The sequence below is a fragment of the Cryobacterium zongtaii genome (genome assembly GCF_002909375.1).
In the GTDB taxonomy this organism is placed as follows: domain Bacteria; phylum Actinomycetota; class Actinomycetes; order Actinomycetales; family Microbacteriaceae; genus Cryobacterium; species Cryobacterium zongtaii.
The window spans coordinates 27,160-42,355 of the sequence record NZ_PPXD01000002.1; the positions used below are offsets into that span (position 1 = coordinate 27,160).

The 15,196-nt window shown below is 69.4% G+C and carries 12 protein-coding genes; 8 read left to right on the top strand and 4 right to left on the bottom strand.

The window, feature by feature from the left end; genetic code table 11:
• Nucleotides 1-75: 75 nt before the first annotated feature.
• The 6 genes from C3B61_RS01655 (at nt 76) to C3B61_RS01680 (ending at nt 6,210) form a co-directional block, all read left to right on the top strand.
• The gene (locus tag C3B61_RS01655) at nt 76-693 is read left to right on the top strand and encodes a hypothetical protein (protein ID WP_133159722.1); all 618 of its coding nucleotides are present in this window, start codon (nt 76-78) and stop codon (nt 691-693) included.
• 9 nt (nt 694-702) lie between these two features.
• Nucleotides 703-1,959: a thiolase family protein gene (locus C3B61_RS01660; RefSeq protein WP_103459304.1), complete on the top strand. Its 1,257-nt coding sequence runs from the start codon at nt 703-705 to the stop codon at nt 1,957-1,959.
• Complete coding sequence (locus C3B61_RS01665) at nt 1,959-2,771, top strand: SDR family NAD(P)-dependent oxidoreductase (protein WP_103459305.1); 813 nt, start codon at nt 1,959-1,961, stop codon at nt 2,769-2,771. The genes C3B61_RS01660 and C3B61_RS01665 overlap by 1 nt, the downstream gene beginning before the upstream one ends.
• 215 nt (nt 2,772-2,986) lie before the next feature.
• Entirely contained in the window at nt 2,987-3,958 is a 972-nt protein-coding gene (locus C3B61_RS01670; RefSeq protein ID WP_208858755.1) for a nucleoside hydrolase, read from the top strand.
• Nucleotides 3,959-4,074: 116 nt separating this feature from the next.
• Entirely contained in the window at nt 4,075-5,409 is a 1,335-nt protein-coding gene (locus C3B61_RS01675) for an APC family permease (protein ID WP_103459307.1), read from the top strand.
• 63 nt (nt 5,410-5,472) lie between these two features.
• On the top strand, nt 5,473-6,210 hold the full coding sequence (locus tag C3B61_RS01680; protein WP_103459308.1) for an alpha/beta hydrolase: 738 nt from the start codon (nt 5,473-5,475) through the stop codon (nt 6,208-6,210).
• A 1-nt stretch (nt 6,211) separates the two neighbouring features.
• On the opposite strand, the gene C3B61_RS01685 is transcribed toward C3B61_RS01680, so the two are convergent.
• From C3B61_RS01685 to C3B61_RS01700, 4 genes are all read right to left on the bottom strand, one after another.
• Entirely contained in the window at nt 6,212-7,309 is a 1,098-nt protein-coding gene (locus C3B61_RS01685) for an AI-2E family transporter (protein WP_103459309.1), read from the bottom strand.
• Nucleotides 7,310-7,348: 39 nt separating this feature from the next.
• A complete protein-coding gene (locus C3B61_RS01690; RefSeq protein ID WP_103459310.1) occupies nt 7,349-7,816 on the bottom strand; it encodes a GNAT family N-acetyltransferase in 468 nt (155 codons plus the stop codon).
• 10 nt (nt 7,817-7,826) lie between these two features.
• On the bottom strand, nt 7,827-10,064 hold the full coding sequence (locus C3B61_RS01695; RefSeq protein ID WP_165791109.1) for a putative bifunctional diguanylate cyclase/phosphodiesterase: 2,238 nt from the start codon (nt 10,062-10,064) through the stop codon (nt 7,827-7,829).
• A gap of 181 nt (nt 10,065-10,245) precedes the next feature.
• A complete protein-coding gene (locus C3B61_RS01700; protein ID WP_103459312.1) occupies nt 10,246-11,688 on the bottom strand; it encodes a helix-turn-helix domain-containing protein in 1,443 nt (480 codons plus the stop codon).
• A 148-nt stretch (nt 11,689-11,836) separates the two neighbouring features.
• Between C3B61_RS01700 and C3B61_RS01705 the strand changes: the two genes are divergently transcribed.
• Both C3B61_RS01705 and C3B61_RS01710 read left to right on the top strand, forming a co-directional pair.
• Nucleotides 11,837-13,723, top strand: a complete 1,887-nt coding sequence (locus tag C3B61_RS01705) for a phosphoenolpyruvate carboxykinase (GTP) (RefSeq protein WP_103459313.1) — start codon at nt 11,837-11,839, stop codon at nt 13,721-13,723.
• Between the two features lie 241 nt (nt 13,724-13,964).
• The gene (locus C3B61_RS01710; protein WP_103459314.1) at nt 13,965-15,164 is read left to right on the top strand and encodes an ROK family protein; all 1,200 of its coding nucleotides are present in this window, start codon (nt 13,965-13,967) and stop codon (nt 15,162-15,164) included.
• The last annotated feature ends 32 nt before the right edge of the window (nt 15,165-15,196 follow it).

Genomic DNA, 15,196 nt, shown 5'->3' on the forward strand with positions numbered 1-15,196 from the left:
GGTTGAAATGCGAACCATCCAGCACATCTTTGTGTCGGCACCCGGCGGGCCGCCCCGGCCCGACCGCGACGACCGATGAGCATCCCGGCAGAAGAGGATGACGGCGTGGAGGCGGACCAGTCTCCGCCCCGCGTCATCCGGTTCGCCGACCTGCCCCGCCAGCCCCTGGACCAGGGGAGGGGCAGCGCCCGCGAGATCTGGGCCGATGTTGACCACGACCTGACGCTGCGCTGGCAGCTCCGCGTGGTCGAGATTAAAGACTCCACCGGCCTGCTGGTCGGACCCGTTGGCACCCACCACTATGTGGTCGGCCTCGCCGGCCCGCAGGTTGCGGTGCGCAATAGCGAATCGAACCGGGTCCTGCGCCGCGCGCACGTCATGCCGGTGCGCTCCGCCACGGTGTGTTTCGAACGGCCCAAACTCAGGCCGCCAGGGGCGAGTTCCCTCGTCGTCCTGACCTTCGCCGGCGCCGCCGAACCGCCGGAGTTCAGCATCCGCACGCTAACGCCCCAGGCCGAACTGCCTGCCGGGGCACAGCTGCTGCTCGCGTTGCGCGGCACCGTGCGGGTGAACGGGGCCGAGGCCGCGCCCGGGTCGGCGCTGCTGCTGGATGCGACCCGGAGCCATCGTCCGCAGGGCGCGTCTGCGCACGTGCTCACCGTGCATCGGCCGGGATCTCACCAGGACCCATAGGCTGGAGCCATGAGCAATGATGCTGTCATCGTCGATGTTGTCCGCACCCCGTCCGGCCGGGGTAAGCCCGGCGGTGCGCTCTCCGGGGTGCACCCGGCCGACCTGCTCGCCGGGGTGCTGAAGGACCTGGTCAACCGCAATAACCTCGACCCGGCCCTGGTCGACGACGTGATCGGCGGATGCCTCACCCAGGTGGGTGAGCAGAGCACCAACATCACCCGCACCGCGCTGCTCAGCGCCGGGTTTCCCGAATCGGTGCCCGGCACCACCATCGACCGGCAGTGCGGCTCCAGCCAGCAGGCCGCCACCTTCGCCGCGCAGGGTGTGCTCGCCGGCAGCTATGACATCGTCATTGCCTGCGGGGTCGAATCGATGAGCCGCATCCCGCTGGGTTCCGCGGGCGGACCCACCCCGGCCGGCGGCTCCGACGCGGCCGGCCGTTCCGAAGGCTGGGGCTCGCCCGCATCCGCGATCATCAGCCAGGACCCGCACGGCCGCCTGATGCACGCCCGCTACCCGCAGGGCCTGGTCGGCCAGGGCGTCTCCGCCGAGCTGATCAGCGCCAAATGGGGTCTCACCCGCACCGAACTCGATGCGTACGCCGCCCGCTCACACCGGCTCGCTGCCGAGGCCGCCGCGCGTGGTGACTTCGATGCGACGCTGCTGCCGGTCACCCTGCCCGACGGCCGCCAGGTCGTCGGCGACGAGACCATCCGGCGCCGCAGTACCGTCGAGACCCTCGCCGAGCTGCCGCTGGCATTCCGCACCGACGAGCTCGCCGCCCGGTTCCCCGAGGTGGACTGGCAGATCACCGCCGGCAACTCCTCGCCCCTCACCGACGGCGCCTCCGCCGCCCTGATCATGAGCGCCAGCCGCGCCGCCGCGCTGGGCCTCACCCCCCGGGCCCGGTTCCACAGCTTCGCGGTCACCGGCAGTGACCCGCTGCTGATGCTCACCGGCGTGATCCCCGCCACCCGGCGCATCCTGGCCCGCACCGGCCTCGGCATCGACGACCTCGACGCCTACGAGGTCAACGAAGCCTTCGCCTGCGTGCCGCTGGTCTGGCAGCGCGAACTGCGCGCCGACCTCAAGAAGCTCAACGCCAGCGGCGGCGCGATCGCCCTCGGTCACGCTTTGGGGTCCTCGGGCACCCGGCTGCTGGGCACCCTGCTCGGCACCCTCGAGTCCGGCGGCGGTCGCTACGGCCTGCAGACCATGTGCGAGGGCGGCGGCATGGCCAACGCCACCATCATCGAACGACTCTGATGCGCATAAACGGATGCTCCGCACTCGTCACCGGCGCCGCCTCCGGCCTCGGACTGGCCACCGCGCGGGCCCTGCACGAGGCCGGCGCGCACGTTGTGCTGTTCGACCTCGCGAGTTCGGCGGGCTCAGAGCGGGCGGCCGAGCTGACTGCGGCGCCAGGTTCTGCATCGCGGTCGCCGATATTCCTGCCGGGGGATGTCACCGTGGAGACCGATGTGCAGGCCGCGGTCGAGGCCGCCGGCGCCGTGGCCCCACTGCGGATCGTGGTCAACTGTGCAGGCATCGCGCCCGCGGCGCGCACCGTCGGCCGGCAGGGCCCGATGGCCTTGGCCGACTTCGAACGGGTGCTGCGGGTGAACCTCCTCGGCACCTTCAACGTGGTGCGCCTGGCTGCCGCGGCCATGCAGGCCACCGAGCCGGTGGACGCTGTGGGAGCAACCGCGGCGGGCGGCACCCCGGAGCGGGGCGTCATCGTGAATACGGCATCCGTCGCCGCGTTCGACGGCCAGATCGGTCAGGCGGCCTATGCCGCATCGAAGGGCGGGGTCGCGGCGATGACCTTGCCGTTGGCTCGGGAGTTCGCGCGCTCGCTCATCCGGGTCGTGACCATCGCGCCCGGACTGTTCGACACCCCGTTGCTGCAGGGCCTGCCCGCCGAAGCCCGGGCGTCGCTCGGCGCCCAGGTACCGCATCCGGCCCGGCTCGGCGACCCCGCCGAGTACGCCGCCCTGGTGCGCCACATCGTGGAGAACCCGATGCTCAACGGCGAGACCATCCGCCTGGACGGCGGCATCCGGATGGCGCCGCAGTAGCCGCACCGGTTCTCGTGGCACGCCGTTGTCCCGGCGGCACGACGCGAGTGCGGTGGCACGTGGTATTCCCGGTGGCAGGTGTTCTCCCACCTGCCGCGACCCCCAACACGTGCCGCGGGATCGACCACGTGCCGCGACCCCGAACACGTGCCGCGAGCAGCACCGCCGCGACCACTACACTCGTCAGAAAAACCCCCTCAGGGAAGGTGCCGGCGTTGACCTCATTCGAGACCGAGCTGCGCCGGGTCGTACAACCGCGCGCCCGAGTCATCATCGACAACGACTTCTCCGGCGATCCCGACGGCCTGGTGCAGCTGGCCCACCACGTCCTGTCGCCCTCCGTGGAGATCCGCGCGATCATCGGGTCGCACCTCAGGCCCGGCGACCCGTTCGACCCGTCCGAGCAGACCGCCGACAACGCCGCAGAGGCCGCCCACACCGTGCTCGAGCTGCTCGGCCGCGCCGGCACGATCCCCGTGCTGGCCGGGTCCAACCTGGGTATGACCGACCCGCTCTCGCCGGTTCGCTCCGCGGCGACGGATGCGATCATCGCCGAGGCCATGCGCACCGACACCGACCTGCCGCTGTTCGTGGCCTGCGGGGCCGGGCTCACCGAGATCGCCAGCGCGTACCTGCTCGAGCCGCGCATCGCGACCCGGCTCACCCTGGTCTGGATCGGCGGGCCAGAGCACGACGGCCTGGCCGTGCCGCCGCCCGGAACGCACGGCCCGGAATACAACCTGGCCATCGACATCTCCGCCGCCCGGGTGATCTTCGACTCGTTCATGCCGATCTGGCAGGTGCCCCGGGATGCGTACCGGCAGGCGCTGTTCTCCTGGGCCGAACTGCTCACGGATGTGCGACCGCACGGCGCCATCGGAGCGCACCTCTACGACGCCCTCGCGGGGGTTGCCGCGATAGTCGGCGCCGACGGCCCGCCGCTCGGCGAAACGTATATCCTGGGCGACAGCCCGCTCGTGCTGCTGACTGCGCTGCAGTCCTCGTTCGCGGCGGACCCCTCGTCGAGTGCGTACGTCACCCGCACGGTGCCGCGCATCCGCGCCGACGGGTCGTACGACTTCATCCCGCGGCAGGGTCCCCGGCCGATGCGGGTGTACACCCGGCTCGACCTGCGGCTGTTGTTCTCCGACTTCACCGCCAAGCTCGCCGCGCATGCCGCCGGCTGACGGACCCGCGCCGCCGCCAACTGTTCCGGTGCGGAAACAGTTGCCCGCAAAGCGGGTCGATTTCGTTCCGTCTTTTCGGTAGCCACGGGCTGGGCGGCGCGGGTTAAAGTATCGGAATGACACTGCAAAACGCCAGCACCGACCCGCGTGAAGGCGCAACCCAGCCGGCACTCAAGCGCAACATCTCCGGCAAGATGTTGTACCTGTTCATCCTGGGCGATGTGCTGGGGGCGGGCATCTACGCGCTGGTGGGCCAGATCTCCGGCGAGGTCGGCGGCGTCACCTGGGTGCCGATGCTCGTCGCCCTGGGCCTCGCCCTGCTCACCGCGGCGTCTTATGCCGAGCTCGTCACGAAGTACCCCCAGGCGGGAGGCTCCGCGGTGTTCGCGGAACGGGCCTACAAGAAGCCGCTGATCGCGTTCCTCGTCGGCTTCTGCATGCTCGCGGCCGGCGTGGTCAGCGCCGCCGGACTCGCTCTCGCGTTCGCGGGAGACTACCTCGGCACATTCATCGACATTCCGCCGGTGCTCGGCGCGGTGCTCTTCCTCGCCGCCGCCGGGTTGCTCAACGCCAGGGGCATCAAGGAATCGGTGCGGGCGAACCTGGTGATGACAGTCATCGAGACCACCGGCCTGGTGCTCGTCGTTGTCGCGGTCGCCGTGATGTTCTCCGGCGGCGGGGGAGACCTCAGCCGGGCGGTCACCTTCGAATCCACCGCGAACCCGGTGATTGCGGTCTTCGGTGCCGCGCTCCTGGCGTACTACTCGTTTGTGGGGTTTGAGACCAGCGCCAACGTGATCGAAGAGGTCAAGAACCCGTCCCGGGTGTACCCGAAGGCATTGTTCGGCGCGTTGGCGACGGCCGGCATCCTGTACCTGCTGGTGGGCACGGCGGCATCGGTGGCCGTGCCGGCCGCCGACCTGAAGGAATCCACCGGTCCGCTGCTCACCGTCATCCAGGCAACGGGCGTGGGCATCCCGGCCTGGCTGTTCAGCCTGATCGCGTTGGTGGCGGTTGCGAATGGTGCGCTGCTCACCATGATCATGTCCAGCCGACTGGCCTACGGGATGGGTGCGCAGGGCCTACTGCCGTCGGTGTTCGCCAAGGTGCTGCCGGGCCGGGGCACACCGTGGGTGGCGATCGTGATCACCACGGCCCTCGCGATGGTGCTCACCGCCACCGGGAGTATCGCGACGCTGGCAGAGACCGTGGTGTTGCTGTTGCTGCTGGTGTTCCTCAGCACGAACATCGCCGTTCTTGTCCTCCGCCGGGAGAAGGTCGAACACGAGCACTTCCGGGCCTGGAGCGTGCTGCCGATTCTGGGCGCGCTTTCCTGCCTCGTTCTGCTCACGCAGCAGAGCGGTGAAGTCTGGCTGCGCAGCGGCATCATCGTCGCGGTCGGCTGCCTGCTCTACGCCGCAACGAAGCTCGGCCGCCGCGCCCGGTCCTGACCCCGCGGGTCGCGAGCGTGTCGGGTTGCCGCCCGTACGGCAGCAACTGGGAGGATCAGAGCCATGGATTCCCTGACGATTACCGGCCCGCACGGTGCGATCCCGATTCGTGTCTATCGCGCCGCCGCCGGGTCGGAACCGAGCCCGGCACTGGTCTGGGCGCACGGGGGTGGCTTCGCGTGGGGCGACCTGGAGATGCCCGAGGCGCATTGGGTGTCCCAACAGCTCGCGGCGCGCGGCATCACCGTGATCAGCGTCGGATATCGGCTGGCACCGGTGTCGGCGGCCCTGACCGACAGCGAACCGGCCCGCGACGGGGTGCTCTTCCCGGTGGCGTCCGTGGAGGTCGCCACCGCCTTCTGCTGGGCCGCCGATCAGGCGACCGCGTACGGCATCGACGCCGACCGGCTGTCGTTGGGCGGGGCGAGTGCGGGAGGCGCCCTCGCCGCGGGGGTGGCGCTGCGGCTGCGGGACGCCGGCGGCGCACAGCCGGCGTCGCTGCTGCTGGCCTACCCGCTCGTGCACAGCGTCCTACCGGAACCCAGCACCGAACTCGCGCAGAAGATCGCGGTGCTGCCCGCTGACACACGGTTCGAGCCCGACGATGTGCGGGCGATGAACCTCAACTACGTGGGCGACCCCGCCGGGCTCGACAACCCCTACGCGTTCCCCGGCGTCGATGTCACGGTCTGCCAAGAGCCGGGAACCCGGCACGGCCACCTGAACGAGCCGGAGAACCCGGGCGCCCAAGCCAGCCTCCGGCGCATGGCCGCCTGGCTCGACGGCTCCAACAGGGGGTGAGTCAGCTGAGCGCCTTGGCGGGGATGACGACTTCCTTGAGGATCAGCAGAATGCCGGCCGCGACGGGGATGGCGACGAGCGCCCCGGGCAGGCCGGCGAGCGTGCCGCCGGCGAGGGCGGCGATGAGCACGATGGAGCCGGGAACATTGACCGCCTTGCTCATGACCCTCGGGGTGAGAATGTACGCCTCGATCTGCATATAGATGAGCATGGCGATCAGCACTACAAGCGCCGCGGTCGGCGAGACGAACAGCGTGAGGATCGTCATGAACGCCGTCGTCAACACCGTGCCGATCAGGGGGATCAGGGTGATGAAAAACGCGGAGACCGAGATGACCAGCGCGAACGGGTTGCCGACCAGGGTCAACAGGATGAGGCTGAAGGTGGCGTTGAGGAACGCCAGCACCACCATGCCGCTGAGGTACCGGCCGATGTTCTGCATGATTCGCTCGGCCAGCCCCACCACCCGTTCGCGGTGCGACGCGGAGACCAGGGTGTAAATCGCCGCTTTGGAGGAGTCCAGCGTGGCTGTGAAGTAGATGGTCAGGATGAAGATGAACGTTGCCGTCGAGATCGCACTGATCACGGCGACGCCGACTTGCAGGAGACCGCCGCCGATCCCCGTCCAGGTGGCCGGGTTCGTGAGGAAGTCGACCACGCCGGAGTAGATATTCGTCAGCAGTCCGCCGCTGCCCGACGACGCCTGCTGGAACCAGTCTTCGGCGCGCAAATCGGCCAGCATCGCCGGCAGCCCGTTCACGAAGGCGACGGCCTGGCCGATGACGAGCGGCAGGACCAGCGAGAGCAGGCCGACGATGACCAGCACAAAAAGCAGGTTCACGGTGAGGATCGCACCGCCGCGCTTCATGCCGCGACGTTCGAACCACCGCACCAACGGATCCAGGCCGAGGGTGATGAACGCGGCAGCAAACACCGAGAAGACCACGGTCCCGATGCCGGCGACGGCGGCGGCGATCACCAGCGCCGCCAGCACGCCGAGAGTGGCGACAAAGGCCCATCGAAATGGATGGTCGGCGAAGGCGTTCGCACCGGTTCCGAGGCGTTCGCGGAGCCGGTTCTTCCGTTGCAGTGTGGTCACGGCGTCAACCTACTCCCGTGCCCGGGCACCGGTCGGCGTTCAGCCGCCGGCGAGATCGAGACGCATGAAGGTGCTGTGCGGGTCGAGAACGTAGTCCGCGAACGGGACGCACTCGGTGAAGCCGTGCCGGTCGTAGAGCCGCCTGGCCGGCGCGAAAAAGTCCTGGCTGCCGGTCTCGAGGTAGAGCCGCTCGTATCGGCGGTGCCGGGCCGCGTTCACGATCTCGCCGAGGAGGGCCGCGGCGATGCCCCGTCCGCGCGCGGCCGGCGCGGTGCGCATCGACTTGATCTCACCCTCGGTGGGGGTCAGCTGTTTCAGGGCCCCGCAGCCGAGCAGGACGCCGTCCTCCCGGGCCGTCCAGAACGAGACCTCCGGCGCCGACAGTGCCGAGTGGTCCATGGCGTGCACGCTCTCGGCCGGTGAGGTGGCGAGCATGTCGGCCAGGTGCTCGTCCAGCAACAGCAGCACGTCCGTCCGGGTCGGGGTCTCACGCGCGATCTGAATCATGGCCAATAACCTACCGGCCCCCGCGAGGGGTGAACGGCGTGGCCGTGAGGCCGGTCACAACGGCCACCTCGCGGCTGGCAAGCCAGGCATCCAGTTCGGCTACCGGCACGGGCGGGGAAATGAAGAAGCCCTGCGCGACGTCGCACCCGTGGCCGGCGAGGTCTGCGTAGGCGACGCTGCTCTCGACACCTTCGGCCACCATCCGCAGGCCGAGGCTGTGCGCCAGATCGATGGTCGAGGCCACGAGCGCGGCCGCGCGCGGATCGTCGGCCATCGGCATCACGAAGGACTTGTCCAGCTTCAGCTCGTCGATGGGCAGATCACGGAGATACGCCAGGGAGCTGTAGCCGGTGCCGAAATCGTCCACGGCGATCCGCACCCCGAGGTCACGCAGCCGGGTGAGGATGGTGTGTGCCCGTTCCCGGTCTCCCATCAGGAAGTCTTCGGTGATCTCGAGCACCAGAACTGAGGGAACCAGCCCGCGCGCGGCGACCATGTCAGCGATCCGATCGGGCAGTTCAACGTCGACGAGTGAGCTTGCCGAGAGATTGACCGCCACAGACAGCGTGCGCCCTTGCTCCTGCCAGCGAGCGGTCTGATCCAGGGCCTTCTCGAACACGATCTGCGTCATAGCCGGCATCAGCCCGGCCTCCTCGACGAGTGCGAGGAAGGCATCCGGGTAGAGCAGCCCGCGCACCGGGTGATCCCAGCGCACGAGGGCCTCAACGCCCCGGACGGTGCCGACAGCAAGATCGACCTTGGGCTGGTAGTGGAGCAGCAGCTGGTCTTCGAGCAGCGCCGTGCGCAGCTCCGCCAGGGTGCGTAACCGCTCGTCGCCCTGGCCGTCGTCGTCGCGGTAGACGTGGTGCCCGCCCCGCGTGGACTTCGCCCGGTACATGGCCATGTCGGCCTTGCGCAGCAGCAGGGTGAGGTCCTGGCCCTGCTCGGGGTGGAGGGCAATTCCGATGCTGGCGTGGGCCTGCAGGGTGATGCCGGCCAGGGTGAACGGTTCGGCCAGTGCCGTGCGCAGCTTCACGGCGACGCTCTCGGCCGCGGCGACATCGCATCCGTCGAGGTGGATGGCGAATTCGTCCCCACCCAGTCGGGCCAGCAGATCGGCCTCGCGCAGCTGCGCCGACAGTCGCCCGGCCACCACCCTGAGCAGACCGTCGCCAACGTCGTGTCCGAGGCTGTCGTTGACCTCCTTGAATTTGTCGAGATCAAGCAGCAGGAGCGCACTGCGGCGTTGCCGATCGGCGGCCAGCCGAGCGGGCACCTCGGCGTACAGTGCGCGCCGGTTGGGCAGGCCGGTGAGCTCGTCCGTCATGGCTTGGCGGTGCATGTCCGCGAGCCGGATCCGCTGCCTGAACACCAGGGGAACCGCGGCCAGCACCAGGGTCAGGCTGGCGAGCGCCACCGCGAGCGGCGGGACCTCCACCTCGCTTGCCAGGATCAGGACACCCAGCCCGGTGGCCGTGGCCAACGCCGGCACGGCCTGTGCGGGAATCGACAACGCCGGGACGGGTCGCGTCCTGTCGGCGCGGGCGGATACGTCGATCCAGCACGCGATAAAGGCGAGGCCGATGGCCCAGCCCATGTCGAGTGGGGTGCCCACGACGTACAGGTCGGTGAGTTCCAGCAGGGCGTAGGTGACGTCGGTGGCGGCAAACGTCATCAGGCCCAACACGAGCAGGATCCATCGGGGACCCGCGTTCCGCCCCTGGGAGGCCCCGACCCCGACGAAGACGGCCACGAGCAGCAGATCGGCCAGGGGATACGACACCGCGACCGCAGTGGCCAGCGAGGCCGGTCTGTCTGCGACGGGGCCCAGGATGGGATTCAGCAGCACGGCCAGCACGGCTGCCGCGGCGACGCTGCCCAGGGCGCCGTCCAGCGCAACGGACCAGGCCATGTCCCGCGCTTTCCGGCGCACCAACACCACCAGCGCAGCCATCATCAGGGGGCAGAAGGCCAGGAACCCGATGTCGGCGAGCGACGGGTACGGCAGCGTCACGCCGAAGCCTGCCGAGAGCACAAAATAGATGTTCCCGACCGCCCAGGAGGTCACCGCTGCCGCAGCGAGCACCAGCTCCAGCTGGCCGAACCGGGTGCGGTGGAGGGCCCGCACGCAGACGAAGATGGGAACCACCATTGCGAGCAGCCCCAGCCACCCGTCGACGAGCGGGCTGAACTCGGTGTCACGTCGGAGCAGGATGGCGACGAAGAACGTCGCCAGCAGGAGCGCCATGATCCAGATCGGCCACGAGGCGAACCGCCCACCTGACCGTGTCTGTTCACCCTGCGCCGCAGATGTAGTCGCCGCCATCGCCGCCCCCAGACTTCGTCTACTCACGTTAGCCGTCACATGGTGCTTCCCGGCACACTCTCGCCAAACCCGACGACGACGGGGCACCGGGGCGTGCCGGGCGCTATTGGTCGGCGTGCTCCTCGAGGAACCTGTACACCTCGGTGTCGTCGACGCCGGGGAAGGTGCCGCTGGGCAGCGGCGAGAGCACGTGCGCGTGCAGCCGGGCGCTCGGCCAGGCCTGGCCGTCCCAGCGGGCGGCGACCGCGCCCGACGGGCGTCGGCAACAGGACTCGTCGGGGCAGCGGGACACCGCCCGCTGCGTGGTCTCCCGGCCGCGGAACCACTTGGCCTGCGCGAACGGGGCGCCGACGCTGATCGAGAACTCGCCATCCGAGGTGCTGCCGGTCTGGGTGGCGCACCAGAAGGTGCCCGCCGGGGTGTCGGTGTACTGGTAGAACTCGGTGGTGCGGTTGGTGTGCGTGAACGCGCTGCGGGCGCTCCACTGCTTGCAGACCAGCTGGCCCTCGATCGACCCGGTCACGTCCGCGGGCAACGGCAGGCCGTCGTTCTCGTAGCCCTTCTGCAGCGCGCCGTCGCCGGTGACCCGCAGGAAGTGCACGGTCATGTCCAGGTGGGTGGTGGCCAGGTTGGTCAGCCGCAGCGCCGCGGCCTCGTGGGTGACTCCGAACGCGTCGCGCAGGTCTTCCACCGAGAGCACCCGCTCCCGCTTGGCATTCTGCAGGAACGTGCGAGTGGCCTCCAACGGCATCAGGCAGCAGGCGGCGAAGTAGTTGATCTCCAACCGCTGCCAGAGAAATTCGGCGTAGCTGGCCGGGCGCTCGTGACCGAGCAGCCGGTGCCCCATCGCCTGCAGCGCCATCGACCGCAGCCCGTGCCCGCCCGGGATCGACGCCGGCGGCAGGTAGATGCGGTGGTTGGCCAGGTCGGTCACCGACCGGGTGGAGTGCGGCAGGTCGTTCACGTAAATCAGGGTGAAGCCCAGCTGCTCGGCCATCACGCTGACCTCGCGGTGGGTGAGCGCGCCGGAGACGTGCCCGGAGGCGCGCACCCGCTCCTCGGCGAGTTTTTCGATGTCGGGCATGTAGTTGCCGCGTTCACGCATCCGTTCGCGCAGTTCGGTGTTGGCCCGGCGGGCCTCCTCCGGGGTGGCGATGGCCTCACTGGCCCGACGGGCGAGTTCGCGGTGCAGGCCCACGAGAGACTCGATCGCCGGCAGCGGCATGCCCTTGGTCACCTTCACCTGGGGCAGGCCGAGCGCACCGTAGAGCGGGTTCTTCTGCGCCCGGGCCAGCTCGATCTCCAGGGCCGCCCGGGTGTTGGGCGCCTCACCGCTGAGCAGATCGGCCAGCGGCACCCCGAGGGCCTGCGCTAACTGCTGCAGGACGGACAGCTTGGGCTCGCGCCGGCCGTTCTCGATCAGGGAGAGCTGACTGGCCGCCAGACCTACCTGCTCACCGAGCTGGTCCAGGGTGAGGGCGCGCTCGCTCCGAAAGTGACGGATGCGATGACCCAGGGTGACGAGGTCGGAGGCCGGCGTTGGCATTCCTTAAGCATACGTAAAGAACCGTGATTCTTAACGACTGTTTTCCGGTTCCTGACCCCGATTCGGTCGCATTCTTAATGCACAGGACGAAATTAGCGCTCCTGCCCCACTCTTCCCGCCCCGTCCGCATCCTGAGGAAGGCCAGACCATGACCGTCACCCACCCCGTACGCAGCGACATCCGCGCCCACACCGCACACGCGACCCAGACCTCGGCCGCCACCGTCTCCGGTGTACCCACGGGCACCACCGACCCCGCCCTGCGGGCCTGGGTCGACGAGATTGCCCGCCTCACCCGGCCCGACGCGATCGTCTGGTGCACCGGCACCGCGCAGGAGGCCGACGGTCTGTCCAAACAGCTCGTCGACGAGGGCAAGCTCATCCGGCTCAACCCGGAGTGGCGGCCGAACAGCTTCCTCGCCCGCACCAGCCCGACCGACGTGGCCCGGGTGGAGGACCGCACCTTCATCTGCTCCACCGACCCCGATGACGCCGGCCCCACCAACAACTGGGCGGAACCGAAGGCGATGCGCGCCGAACTGAACGGCGTCTTCGCGGGCAGCATGCGCGGCCGCACGATGTACGTCGTGCCGTTCTCGATGGGACCGCTCGGCGGCCCCATCTCGCAACTCGGTGTGGAGATCACCGACTCGCCCTACGTGGTGCTGCACATGGGCATCATGACGCGGATGGGCGCCGCCGTGCTGCGCCTGATCGAGGCGGGCACCCCGTGGGTGCACACCGTGCACAGCGTAGGCTTCCCGCTCGTCGACGGTGCCGGCGTCCGCCGGGCCGACGTCACCTGGCCCAGCAACGACACCAAGTACATCGTGCAGTTCCCCGAGGACCGCGAGGTCTGGTCGTTCGGCTCCGGCTACGGCGGCAACGCCCTGCTGTCGAAGAAGTCGTTCGCGCTGCGGATCGCGTCGGTGATGGCCCGTGACGAGGGCTGGCTGGCCGAGCACATGCTGCTGATCAAGGTCACCTCACCCGAGGGCGGCACCTACCATGTGGCCGCCGCGTTCCCCTCGGCCTGCGGCAAGACCAACCTGTCGATGCTCAAGCCCACCGTTCCGGGCTGGACCGTGGAGACCATCGGCGACGACATCGCGTGGCTGCGCCCCGGCGACGACGGCCGGCTCTGGGCGATCAACCCCGAGGCCGGGTTCTTCGGCGTGGCCCCCGGCACCGGTGAGACCACCAACCCCACCGCCGTGCAGACGGTGTGGGGCAACACCATCTTCACCAACGTCGCCCTCCGTGACGACGGCGACGTGTGGTGGGAGGGCCTGACCGACACACCGCCCGCGCACCTCACCGACTGGGAGGGCAACTCCTGGACGCCCGCCAGCGGCCGGCCGGCCGCGCACCCCAACTCCCGATTCACCGTGCCGGCGGCGCAGTGCCCGTCGATCGCCGACAGCTGGGAATCCAGTGGGGGAGTGCCCATCGACGCGATCCTGTTCGGCGGCCGCCGCGCCACCAACGTGCCGCTGGTCGCGGAGGCCCGCAGCTGGAAGCACGGCGTGTTCATGGGCGCCACCATCTCCTCGGAGAAGACCGCCGCCGCCGAAGGCACCGTGGGGGAGCTGCGCCGAGACCCCTTCGCAATGCTGCCGTTCTGCGGCTACAACATGGCCGACTACTGGGCGCACTGGCTGCGGGTCGGCCGCGGACTGGGCGTCAAGGCGCCCGCGATCTTCCAGGTCAACTGGTTCCGCAAGGGCGAGGACGGCAGCTTCCTCTGGCCCGGCTTCGGCGAGAACTCCCGGGTGCTCGAGTGGATCATCCGCCGGGTCGAGGGCAGCGTCGACGCCGTCGATACCCCGATCGGGCGGATGCCGGAGCCCGGCGCCATCAACGTCGACGGCCTCGACGTGACACCGGATGCCCTCGAGCAGCTGTTCCGCATCGACCCGGCCTCCTGGCTGGCCGAGTGCGACCTCACCGAGGAGTTCTTCGGCCGATTCGGCGGTCGGGTGCCGGCCGCGCTGCAGTCCGAGCTCGCCAGTCTGCGCTACCACCTCGCCACGTAGCGGCATCCGCAAATAAGGAGATAGTGAGCTTTTTAGGACGGAATAGGCCGCGGGAGTCCTTCTAAAGTCACTATTTCCTTATTTGCGGCCGTGGCGCCCAGCTGGCGCAACACCGGGGCCGTGCTCTCATCGGCGGCCCGCGTGACGGAATAGGATTCAGTCATCCCGAGGTAAGCGATGAGGTGAATCCGTGTTTTCAGATGGCGATCTGCGGCCGCGGCGCGGCACAAATCTGCCCCGGATGGGCGACTTCAACTCCGCCGTCGTGCTCGACGCGATCCGCCGCTCGGTCAACGGCCTCAGTCGGGTGGAGCTCGGGCACTCCACCGGCCTGTCCGCACAGACCGTCTCAAACATCTGTCGTCGGCTGCTGGACCAGGACATGGTGCTAGAAGCCGGCAAGGCCAGCAGCGGTCCCGGCAAGCCGCGCACGATCCTGAAGCTGAACCCCGGCGGCGTGTATGCCGTAGGGGTGCATCTCGACCCCGCGGTCATGACCTTCGCCATCCTCGACCTCACCGGAGCTGTCGTGCACCGCTCGCGCGAGGCCACGCCCGCGGCCAGCGACCCTGAACACGTCGTCCGTCACATCGCGGAGGAGATCGAGCGCCTGATCCGCGAGGCCGGAGTGGACCGGGCGAGGATCGCCGGGCTTGGCGTCGCGACGCCGGGGCCGATCGATCCCGAACGGGGAACTGTCGTCGATCCGCCGCACCTGCTCGGCTGGCACCTGGTGCCGCTTCGCGATGCCCTCGCCCAGGCGACCGGCTTCGAGGTGATCGTCGACAAGGACGTAACCGCCGCCGCCGTGGCCGAGATGTGGGCGGGTGGGCCCAGCGGGGTCGGCAGCTTCGTGTTCTTCTACCTCGGCACCGGCATCGGGGCGGGTGTGGTGCTGCGGGACGAGGTCGTTCGCGGTAGCTCGCACAATTCCGGAGAAATCGGCCACATCGTTGTCGATCCGGACGGTCCGCCGTGCGGCTGTGGGCTTCGGGGCTGTGTCGCGGTCACCTGCACCCCGCAGAGCCTGGTGCGGGCCGCCGTGCGGCTCGGCGTGCTGACCGCCTCGAAGCCGAACGCGGATGCCCATGAGATCGATGGGCGGTTCTCGGCCCTGTGCGAGCTTGCCGAGGGCGGGTCGGATGCGGCGTTGGGCGTCCTGGAGCAGTCCGCCGGCCGGGTTGCCAAGGCGGTGTCCGTGCTCACGAACCTGCTCGACGTCGACCGGGTGGTGTTCGGCGGTCCGTACTGGACGCGGCTGAGCGGGGTGTACCTGCGCCGGCTACCCGGCCTGTTGGACGAGCTGACGGTCGCCAGGAGCATCCACCGAATCGAGGTGGCCGGCACGGGCGTCGGCGAGGACGTCGGCGCGGTCGGCGCCGCGTGCCTGGTGCTAGACCACGCGCTCGCTCCGCGCGCAGCCCGATTGATCCTCGGTTAGTCACAGCTCGGTAAAAGTGCCGTCAGGCTCTT

What these genes read in the sequence shown, in the direction of transcription:
- C3B61_RS01665 (WP_103459305.1), top strand. Translation starts at nt 1,959, where the DNA reads ATGCGCATAAACGGATGCTCCGCACTCGTCACCGGCGCCGCCTCCGGC.
- C3B61_RS01675 (WP_103459307.1), top strand. Translation starts at nt 4,075, where the DNA reads ATGACACTGCAAAACGCCAGCACCGACCCGCGTGAAGGCGCAACCCAG.
- C3B61_RS01655 (WP_133159722.1), top strand. Translation starts at nt 76, where the DNA reads ATGAGCATCCCGGCAGAAGAGGATGACGGCGTGGAGGCGGACCAGTCT.
- C3B61_RS01695 (WP_165791109.1), bottom strand. Translation starts at nt 10,064, where the DNA reads ATGGCGCTCCTGCTGGCGACGTTCTTCGTCGCCATCCTGCTCCGACGT.
- C3B61_RS01690 (WP_103459310.1), bottom strand. Translation starts at nt 7,816, where the DNA reads ATGATTCAGATCGCGCGTGAGACCCCGACCCGGACGGACGTGCTGCTG.
- C3B61_RS01700 (WP_103459312.1), bottom strand. Translation starts at nt 11,688, where the DNA reads ATGCCAACGCCGGCCTCCGACCTCGTCACCCTGGGTCATCGCATCCGT.
- C3B61_RS01705 (WP_103459313.1), top strand. Translation starts at nt 11,837, where the DNA reads ATGACCGTCACCCACCCCGTACGCAGCGACATCCGCGCCCACACCGCA.
- C3B61_RS01660 (WP_103459304.1), top strand. Translation starts at nt 703, where the DNA reads ATGAGCAATGATGCTGTCATCGTCGATGTTGTCCGCACCCCGTCCGGC.
- C3B61_RS01710 (WP_103459314.1), top strand. Translation starts at nt 13,965, where the DNA reads ATGGGCGACTTCAACTCCGCCGTCGTGCTCGACGCGATCCGCCGCTCG.
- C3B61_RS01680 (WP_103459308.1), top strand. Translation starts at nt 5,473, where the DNA reads ATGGATTCCCTGACGATTACCGGCCCGCACGGTGCGATCCCGATTCGT.